The sequence below is a fragment of the Paenibacillus marchantiophytorum genome (assembly GCF_014640555.1).
In the GTDB taxonomy this organism is placed as follows: domain Bacteria; phylum Bacillota; class Bacilli; order Paenibacillales; family NBRC-103111; genus Paenibacillus_E; species Paenibacillus_E marchantiophytorum.
Window position 1 is genome coordinate 21998 of sequence record NZ_BMHE01000068.1, and the last position, 9077, is coordinate 31074.

7 protein-coding genes and 1 pseudogene are annotated in these 9077 nt (G+C 39.1%); 5 read left to right on the plus strand and 3 right to left on the minus strand.

Going from position 1 to position 9077, the window contains the following annotated elements; all coding sequences use genetic code 11:
• Positions 1-552 precede the first annotated feature (552 nt).
• On the minus strand, positions 553-1140 hold the full coding sequence (locus tag IEY34_RS33315) for a CBO0543 family protein (protein ID WP_189020169.1): 588 nt from the start codon (positions 1138-1140) through the stop codon (positions 553-555).
• Between the two features lie 146 nt (positions 1141-1286).
• Positions 1287-1517, minus strand: a complete 231-nt coding sequence (locus tag IEY34_RS33320; RefSeq protein ID WP_189020171.1) for a hypothetical protein — start codon at positions 1515-1517, stop codon at positions 1287-1289.
• Positions 1518-1915: 398 nt separating this feature from the next.
• On the opposite strand from IEY34_RS33320, the gene IEY34_RS33325 reads away from it, so the two are divergent.
• Entirely contained in the window at positions 1916-2704 is a 789-nt protein-coding gene (locus IEY34_RS33325; RefSeq protein ID WP_189020173.1) for a hypothetical protein, read from the plus strand.
• 316 nt (positions 2705-3020) lie between these two features.
• On the opposite strand, the gene IEY34_RS33330 is transcribed toward IEY34_RS33325, so the two are convergent.
• On the minus strand, positions 3021-3305 hold the full coding sequence (locus tag IEY34_RS33330; protein ID WP_189020175.1) for a hypothetical protein: 285 nt from the start codon (positions 3303-3305) through the stop codon (positions 3021-3023).
• Between the two features lie 130 nt (positions 3306-3435).
• Between IEY34_RS33330 and IEY34_RS37425 the strand changes: the two genes are divergently transcribed.
• From IEY34_RS37425 to IEY34_RS33345, 4 genes and pseudogenes are all read left to right on the plus strand, one after another.
• A complete protein-coding gene (locus IEY34_RS37425; protein WP_268240210.1) occupies positions 3436-3561 on the plus strand; it encodes a hypothetical protein in 126 nt (41 codons plus the stop codon).
• A 1016-nt stretch (positions 3562-4577) separates the two neighbouring features.
• The gene (locus IEY34_RS33335; protein WP_189020177.1) at positions 4578-5288 is read left to right on the plus strand and encodes a stalk domain-containing protein; all 711 of its coding nucleotides are present in this window, start codon (positions 4578-4580) and stop codon (positions 5286-5288) included.
• 1415 nt (positions 5289-6703) lie between these two features.
• Positions 6704-8185, plus strand: a complete 1482-nt coding sequence (locus IEY34_RS33340; RefSeq protein ID WP_189020179.1) for a copper amine oxidase N-terminal domain-containing protein — start codon at positions 6704-6706, stop codon at positions 8183-8185.
• Between the two features lie 161 nt (positions 8186-8346).
• A pseudogene (locus IEY34_RS33345) lies at positions 8347-8682 on the plus strand (transposase zinc-binding domain-containing protein); the annotation flags it as partial.
• Positions 8683-9077 lie beyond the last annotated feature (395 nt).

Genomic DNA, 9077 nt, shown 5'->3' on the forward strand with positions numbered 1-9077 from the left:
GATTGACGCCAGTCACCAGGCTTGGGTTGTAGGCGCCCCCATCACGATGGAGGGGGTCGATGCGGTACGATGAGAACAAGGTAGCTGTGAACGTACTTATTTGTTCGAATTGCTGCTGGTTTGGAGGTATAAACAAGCTATTTGGCAGAATGAGATCCTCTAGCTTTGTAATCGCGCGGAGATATGGGAACGTCAAGTCGCGATTGTAGGAAAATGTGTCATGATAGAGATCCAGAGGGAACTACAGTCCGCTATAATACCGAAAACCGCCATATTCCACGCCAAAGGGAACTACGATCCGCTATGTCACCATTTCCTGGTTGGAATCAGCAGGTTCCGCTTAAATAGCGGATCTCAGTTCCCTTTCATGCTACGTTTACCCCAGTTCCCGCCATTTAGCGGATCATAGTTCCTTTTCACACGACGATCTCTGTCATTTCAAAGGCCAAAGGGAATAGGATCCGCTAGAATGCTGAAAACCGTTATGAAGATGCTCATCTCTCAGGGCGGCAAAGCCGCTTTTCTTATTTCCTTAGTCTTTTTCAACAACGATTAACGAGCCTTTTGCTTCCGCTGAAATACTTGTTGTGTCGTGGATCGATAATCATCGGTCGTGTTATTCCTGCCAACGAAATCAGTTAGAGCTTTAACAAGAATCACAACGAAATATAAGATGATAAATGAGCCGAAATAGCTCCAGTGATCTAGGTGATAAATATCTAGAGCCACGAAGATAGGCTCAGCAATGAAGGCGTTAAATAAACAAACGAACAAACTTGCGACAAGGAATATCCGCCAAGATGTAAACATTTGATACGTCAAAGCGAAGATGCTAGGGACAGCTAGGAAGTCTACAGCATTGTAATTTTCGGTGAAAGCAATGAATTCATGGGCATAGCTCCATAACTCAAAATACTGACCGATCTGATCAATAGTCCCTAAAATGACAAAGCTAAACATAAAAGCCAATATGATTCTTAGTGTTCTGCCTTTATCGATCAAAAATAGAAGTGCCAAAAAAAACAGGACATTCACCACAACAATAAACCACCACTGAAAAGTGAATATATCATGATGGAACCAATAAGACATTTCCATTTGATGAAGCTGCTTCGTTAAGTTTTCTATTTCATTCAGCATGACAGGATGCACTCCTTACGTTTCAGTTCATGGCAGGAAGTTCCCGCCAATCCATTTTACGTCAGTAGTATGCCATTATTTCTGCAAGCTATGCAGCCGCGCACAATAGAAAAAAGAAGAGGGAGGCCTCTTCTTTGTGATAGGAATCAGGATAGGATGTCGATTTTACTTGAAGCGATGGTGGATACAATGTCACATGAAACATCGGTTTTGACATCGTCAACATGCAGCCGCGCTGAATGCTCGTCCAGACCCAGCGTTTGCGTGAAATACACAAACATGTGTTCAAAAATGGAGGCGCATACCAAAAGTTCGTTAGGGTGCTCTTTCAGGTACTCACGATGCTGCTTTACAAGCTTTTCCGTTGCGGGCTTCAAGGGTGTTTCCTCCAAATAGGTTATATGATCAATTTAACACATTTAGTGGAGGATGTGTGAAAAATTCGTGTCTTTTAAGGGAGGAAAAAGTGGTTGGACTAGGGAAAAATCAAGCCATAGCTTCTAAGTCAAGTAATGCTACAAATCCTAAGATGAAGATGAACAGAATGCTACTATACAGACACCGCCGAGTGTTGTGACAGCAAGGCCTAAAACCCCCCATCCCCAATTACTGAACCCTTCCCCAGGTTTCTTAGTTGCATAGCTCCAAAGCAGTAGCGCACGTTGTTATCAAAGGAATCATCGGAATCAAAACTCTTGGAGAAATTTTTGGGTAAAGGAAAATATGGAAAAATTAGGTTTATAATGTTACTATGGGTAAGAGAGGAGTGTTCTAAATGTCTAAATGGAAAAAGGTAGCCGCCATAGTGGCTTTAAATGTGTTGTTAAGTACAACCGTTTATGCGGATTCAGTTTCAAATTGGGATAATCCGTCTAGTACAGTCATGCAAGCAGAAAGGGTCGAAAATCAGCTGCTAATGACAAAAAGTACGATAAAATGGGATGATCAAAAATTAAAGATGTTTCAAAGCGATGATATATTTCAACAATTTATCCCTGCGTTAGCGTACAAAGTGGAAGATTCCGATGAATTAAGATCAAAGCTAATGTTCACTAATGTGCCAGGGGCGAAATTTACTAGGAAGCTTGCCACCTATACAGAGGGAGAAGAAATCAAGCTATCCGTTACGGACACGTCTCGTTTGAGAAGTGAAACGCCTTACGTGTTTTATACAACGTGGCTCCATACTGTGGAAAAAGATTCGCGAATATCGTTCCGTTCTTTGCAAAGATATTTACAACCCAATGGAACTTTAAACGATTTATACAAAACAGATGATGAACTTGCGACCATTACGTTCGATACCGCAGAAAAATTAGACAAGAAATTTAGGGACTTTAACCTTCCAGAATCATTCGAAAGTCCATTTAAGCAATATGCATGGCAAGAAGAAGTTGATAATGCTAAGGTGAAGAGTTATGTTTTGATTGATTCCGCTGAGAAGCTCGAAACCTACAAGCAAGAGTCAGCAAAGCGATTAAAAGATGCTCAAAAGGGCGGAAATAGAGTCCGATTTGCCGTTACGTTTAAAAACAAAGGAATATACCCAAGAATAGTGGGCTAGTAGATAACTATAACTTAAATATTTCTCAAATTTATGGGGCCGGCATTACGAAAAGTGGAGAAGAGTACACGGTTAGTTGGTATGACTCTGAACTGGAAGTAATGCCATTAACGGGTCTCAAACAATCGGGGTTTATGTCATTCGAGATTACAGAACTTGAGGGTACAGCATATTTAGAAGACTTGGAGAGAATGAGCCAGTTATCCGATGTTGATCTGATTGATTTCGAAAGCTATGGGCAGATCCCTACGGGAGTTCATTGGTTGAATGTACGTTATGGGAGAAAATAAATACAGCCTATTTCGGCCTCTTTTTATCAATGCCACGTTGTATTAGATGGATTGTTGTACAGTTCTGCTGCTCCTTGAATTTGTTCTGCTAGTTCCTTATCAGTGATAAATTCTAAATCAATAAGAGAGCTAGGCAGCCTGTAAACAATAATGGTAAATCCAGTAAGGACACCGCTATAAAATATATTAAAATGAATTTCTTGTTCATCACTTTTTTTGAGTTCCGTAATCTTCGAAATGACAGAGAAAATCTCGGTGTTCTCAAAACCAATTTCGATCAATGAACCTATGTTATTTAGGAATAATTCCACTTCATTGATGTGTTCTCCTTTAATCGTTTTGAGTAGATATGAAATGAATAGCTCCAACTAATGTACCAAGCGGTCAGTATAGCATTTTTAAACTCATAAGAGGAAGAAAAATTTTCAGGGAGGTAGGTACATGGCTTTAGATGGCCATATGCTTGATAGTACTAATAGTATGATAGACTTTTTTCCTATTAATGATGATTTGCATAAGGCTATATTTTATCAAAAAGATAATAAATATAAAAGTTTTCATTATTAAAGGAGACTTTGTGATTACTATGAAGATGTGTTATTTAATGGGGAAAGTAAATGTAGCTGTGGTTTATCATGGGTTAAACAATGAGTTACATGATAAATTGTCTAGCACTGCAATAGTTAAAGTTGTTTTCTATGCTGATTAGTTCATATTAAGCTTCCTCATGGAACAGTAAATGAATTAACCGCATCTGAAAAAAGAAGAGCCGCCGCTATTCAACATGAACTCGCCACGCACTAAGGAATCAGCGGCAAACAAGAAAAAAAAGTGGGTGCTTAATCCAATATGAAACATACAATAGTTACGCTTATCGGGATAGCGGCTATAATAATGGGTGTGATTTTATGGAGATTTTCTCCGAATGGTCCAGGGTTTGAAGGTCTTGGGCAAGCTATATTCGGCTTTATAGTAATTTGTATCGGGTTGCTATTATTGTTTTTAGCGCTCATACTTTGGATTAGAAGTTACAAGTATAAATAGATTAATATTCACGCTAAACCGCCTGTCCACATTCGTTTTTGGCGCAGACAAATTATGTATGGAGGTCCTGCTTCAGCAATTAAGTCAATCACAAATGTCTAACAAAGCAGTTACACTAATTCTATATGATTGATCCTTAATTAATATAAAACCTCTGGGAGCATTACGCACCCAGAGGTTTGTTTATGTGTACTTAGGAAACTAAGTAAAAACCACTTGCTGTTTAATCGTCATAAACTATATTTGCTGAACGAGTGTAACTGTTGCCCAATCAAACCATTGTTACAACGATAGAGAAGCTACTAATTCAGTTTGAACTATAGGTGGGCCTAAGCGATGCGTTCCTAAAGTAATTCTACTAGGCCTGTTAATGGGATTAAGAGAGACCATTCATACACGTCGAACTAAGCTTATGAAGGATGGTTTGATTGAGTACACCCTTAATTGATGGAAAAAATTATAAAATTTTAACCAAATTAAAGGGGAATAAAAGTTCGGGTTGAATAACTAGATAATCATATAATAAAAGGACGATGAAATTGAAACTCAAAAAAATGGCTATTGTATCTTCTATTACTTTTGCATTTGTACTTGGGGGTTCGTTTGGAGTTAAGGCAGACTCAGTATTAGAGTCAATTTCTGCTTATCTAGATCACAGTCTAAAAATAAAATTGTACGGAACAGATTTTGCATTAAAGGATTCAGAAGGAAATAAATTAGAGGCGATAAACTATAATGGAAGCACTTATCTACCACTACGATCAGTGGCAGAAGCGACAGGGTTGAAAGTAAAGTGGGACGAGGAGAAAAGAACAGCATCATTAGAAAAGGATTCAATTGTACTTGCTAATTTAACAGCTACAAGCGGAATTAAAATTAGTGTCAGTGGGCAATGGAGTCCATCTTATATTACAGAGGTTAAGAAAATTTATAGCAACTGGTATATGGGAGTTTTATTTGAGACTACACCAACTGAAAATAAAAATTTCAAGGATATTATTTCAATGAAAACTCAAGAAATTAAGAGTTATTCAAAAATCATTGAAATTAAGGAGATGAATGTAGGAGATTTAAAAGGAACTTATGTTGATTATGAAGAGCCGGATTCTCGTACTAAGGTGGTTTTCTTAGAAAGCAATAATTCAAAGGAATACTTTACAGTAAAAGTATTTGTTGCAAAAGGTAAATACAGTGATGAGAATAAAGATGCTTTCGATCAAGTTATTTCAACATTTGGTAAATATAGATAGTGACAAAATAACGTAGCCTATTCCTTATGGGATTGCTTAAGATTAAGGAGGGTGCGAAGTGAGTGCATGGAGAAGAAAGGCATTAGAATTATTTTATGACATAAGACATAGTTTCACACATGGTGATGAGAATATTTATTCAGTAATATTTGAATTGAGAAAGAGTTATTATTTCACATAAGAATAATAACTCAGAAGATCTTGATAAAATCTATGATTACGTGTGGGGTGCTATGAACATGTAGTCGATGATGAAATTACTTTAAAAGCCATACCCTATAGAGTCAAACCGTATATATTCGAAGACGTTAAAACCTTATTTGAGTGGATGTTACGAAAAAAGGACGGGATCTATAAACAATTAGTTGAAGAATATAATAAAATAAATAGAACTAATTTTATAAACTAATTAGAAAAAGCCGAAGAAGTGCTCGTGTGTACTTCAAGTTGCCTAAGCACCCTAACAGGTGCTTTTCTTTTACCTGAAATCTGACATATCACAAGAGGGGAATTTATTTGAGAATCGAAACAATACAAATAGAACTAGTAATACCTAATGGCTGGAATCCTATAAATGTGATGGAGATCATATCTATCGTTCTTTGGTAGGAAGTATCAGTAAACACGGGGTGTTGCAGCCGTCCTGGTCCGAGGGGACATGACAATCGTTAAAGCGATGTTACAAAGTATGTTCATACTGCCCAGAAAGTGCTGGAGCTGTTAGCGAGTAAATGGATCATTAAGAAGCGTTTTATGGATGATCAAAAAATCGGGGGTTGGGTGCATGGCTTAGATAAGGCTATATTTTATCAAAAAGAAAATATATACAGAAGTTTTCTCTATTTAATGAGACTTTTGTGATTACTATGAAGATGTGTTATTCGATGGGGATGAATTGAGAGAATTAGCCGATGTGTGGCAGCTCGGGAGGCATCTATTGGTTTGCGGCGATGCAACAAGCTGGAAGATTTGCAGATGAGGATGCGATGAACGCGGCCGGCATTGTTGTCAGGTCACAGTGTATCTGGTCAAAGAATGTTGCTTCCTTTGTCTGGTCCCAGTACCGTTAGAAGCCTGAGCCTGTGTTCTATGCGCATTTGAAAGGTAAGTCACCTGTATGGTATGGGGATCGTAAGCAGACGACAATTTGGAAGTCTGGTTTGCCCCAGGAGTTGCCGGAGCCCGAGTCAATCTGGGAGGTGTGATGTGTTTAAGAAACGTTTCTACGAGTGGATGGGGATTGAACCGGTTCTTTTAAAACGAGTTGAAACTGTGTAATTTTCGTGCTAAACAATGGACTAACTGGCAGTCATACATAGTAATTTGTATTGAAGGTTTCATGAAGGTAGCCCCCCAATTTCCAAAATATGATAATATAAGATTAATATAACTAATTTAATATAGGGGGCTAAGATGTGTTTTATCGGGTATGTTTGATATTCGCGGTTTTTACGGCTATGCTGCTCAAAAGCTATACCCTAACGAGTTATGCCGATGCAGTGAAAAGTTCGGTCGGAGTAAAGATTCAATTGACCATAAATGATGTAACGGCTACAGTAAATGGGCAGAAAATGACTCTTTCTGCACCGCCTGTACTGTTAAATAATACGACTATGGTTCCTCTCCGTTTTATTGCAGATGCATTGAAGACAGATTTGACATGGAATACTGAGGACCAATCTATCGCTCTCAAATATGCTGATCATTCGATAATACTTTCCATTGATAGCAGAATTGTCAGCATAGATAATCAAAGCAAGACGTTAGAGCAGCCAGCAGTCATAATGAATAGCACCACTCTAGTGCCATTGAGATTTATTGCTGAAAGTTTCAATCAAACCGTTGCTTACAATAATCAGACAAAATCCATAATAATTACTACACCTCATCCGAAAGCTTCGGACATTCGTATTGACAATTTAAGTACAGCATCGGATATGGGATTTTCGTATAACTTCTTTATTGAAAAGCCGAATATGAATGTGATCAGCATGGCCTCTGATCATCACAATTTGATCTACATTTTAGAACAATATGCAGCTTCGGAGATGAGTTTTGTCCTTCGTGTTTATAATGAGGCAACGGGTGAAACGAAAGTGGTGCACAGCGGTTTCGATCAGAGCTTTAATTTTGACTATGTCGATCCGAAGCTTGGAAAGCAGCATTTTAATGCAAGTGCTCTCTCACCGCGGAAACTTGTATATGATTCTAATTTGGATAAGCTTTATTTATTGGCTTCCAGTAATTTTATATCTGATAACAGCGTTTCTACCGTAATTTATGAGATTGCACCAAATGTTCAAATGATGACATATACGATCGGGAAAATGGTTTTTCATCCGGGCAACTTTATGGTGACTCCCAATGGCCAACGTTTTTACTTCAGCGATATTCTTCATAATACGATATATGCAGCCGAATCGGGTCAGCAAGCAATAGTTTTAATGCCTTTTACTCCTGATAATGAAAATGTGAAACTGGCGGCTGTTGTGAATGATGGTAAAATGTTTGTTCTAGATGTTTCCAAGCGAATGATTTTTGAACTGCAGGAATCAGGAAATCTAAGGTACGTAGCTCCAATAGACATAAAGGAAGAGATACTGAGGGTATATGAGGTTAACGGAACTTTCTATGTCGGAGGGAAGCGACAGATTTGGGAATTGAAGATAACTGGTGAAACCCATCCGTATGTTGGTTTGAAAGATGTTTCTGCCTATAACACTGGTCTCTATCTTCCGAAGACCAATACGTACGACGCAGATGCTTTTGCCAATATGGGGGGGGCATTTGGAATGATGCTTTCATTTAGCGCTTTTGCAATCAATGAACACGGAAATGTGGTTATGTATGACGGGGCGTACCACCTGCTTAGAAGAATCAACCTTTATACGCAATAGGGTGAATCCTCTAGGTGATAAGAGATCCACCATCAAGGATGCTTTGTTACGGCTCAAATTGAGCGGGGAACGTTAGGTTTATAACAAATATAAAACCGCCACTTGATTTGGCGGTCTTTTTGAATATATAAGAATTTATATGTTTTTGGTATGTTAAAGGTATGGACTCTAACATACTAAAGCGGATTTTTTTCGATGAGCGGGGGCACTGGGATGCCTTTGTAGAAAAACATAAAGAACATATTCGGCCCAACGTGATAAAAGAGGCACAAAAATTTCGTGGTTGCGGTGATCCTCGGAATGGATTTAAGATCCTTGTCTGCGAAGGTTGTCATGATATTCGTAGAGTGCCTTACCGCTGTAAAGGACGATTCTGTACGACTTGTTCCTGCGGAGAGACCGAAGAGTGGAGCCGTGTCTTGTCTGAGGACGTATGTCAAGTCAACCATCGACATGTTATCTTGACCATCGAAGAAGGTCTAAGAGACATGTTTTTGGGTTGGGGTGAGTGAAGCTGGCCCAGAATTTAAATGTTGGAGATTGACGCCAGTCTCCAGGCTTCGGTTGTAGGCGGCCCCATCACGATGGAGGGGTTCGATGCGATGCGATGAGAACAAGGTAGCTGTGAACGTACTTATGTGTTCGAATGGCTGCTGGTTTGGAGGTACAAACAAGCTATTTGGCAGAATGAGATCCTCTAGCTTTGCAATCGCGCGGAGATAAGGGAACGTCAAGCCGCGATTGTAGGAAAATGTGTCATGATAGAGATCCAGAGGGAACTACAGTGCGCTATAATTCCGAAAACCGCCATATTCCACGCCAGAGGGAACTACGATCCGCTATTGCACCATTTCCCGGTTGGAATCAGCAGGTTCCGCTTAAATAGCGGATC